At 66.2% G+C, this 550-nt stretch carries 1 protein-coding gene; it reads right to left on the bottom strand.

Features of this window, described 5'->3' with window-relative positions:
- Window positions 1-4: 4 nt before the first annotated feature.
- Window positions 5-550, bottom strand: a 546-nt coding sequence (locus tag AB4Z50_RS35955; RefSeq protein WP_441887277.1) for a fatty acid desaturase, incomplete at its 5' end; no start/stop codon positions are given.

The following is a 550-nucleotide window of genomic DNA, read 5'->3' as shown; positions in this document are numbered from 1 at the left end:
GCGTTCAGGTGCGCTCATGGTGTCCTCCTGCGTCCCTGGGGCGCTCCGCCGGGGCGTGATACACCGGATGCGCCACCGGTGCCACGGCACGCAACGCGTATCGAAAGATCCATTCGCGATAGCCGCGCACCAGGAATCCGTCCGTGCGCGCCAGGTAGTCCCCGGCACGCCGACGATAGACCCAAGCAAGCGCAAACCATGGCACTGCTGGCAGATCGTGATGCACGAGGTGATAGTTGTTGTTCAGGAACAGGAGCCGCCACGCCCATCCGGCATCGTTGATCACGCTGCGCGCGCCAAACGGCGGATCCACACGATGCTCATGGAAGGAACGGATCGCGGCAAGCGACAGCGCCGGGTATCCCACGCCCGCCAGCACCAGCCACGCCGGCATCCCGCAGGAGGTATCGAGCCACACCAGCAGCACGCCTAGCGCCAGCAGATGGGCGATCCACGTCGGCACATCCTCCCAGTTGCCGTGGCGAACCCGGCCCACGGCATCGGCGCCAATCGAGGCAATGGCAAACGCCGGCTGGAGCAACACACGCCC

Origin of the sequence: Paenibacillus sp. 2TAB26, from assembly GCF_052115145.1 — a bacterium.
Classification (GTDB): Bacteria; Bacillota; Bacilli; order Paenibacillales; family Paenibacillaceae; genus Pristimantibacillus.
Note: the sequence above shows the minus strand (reverse complement) of the source record. Positions and strands in the feature narration are given on the sequence as shown.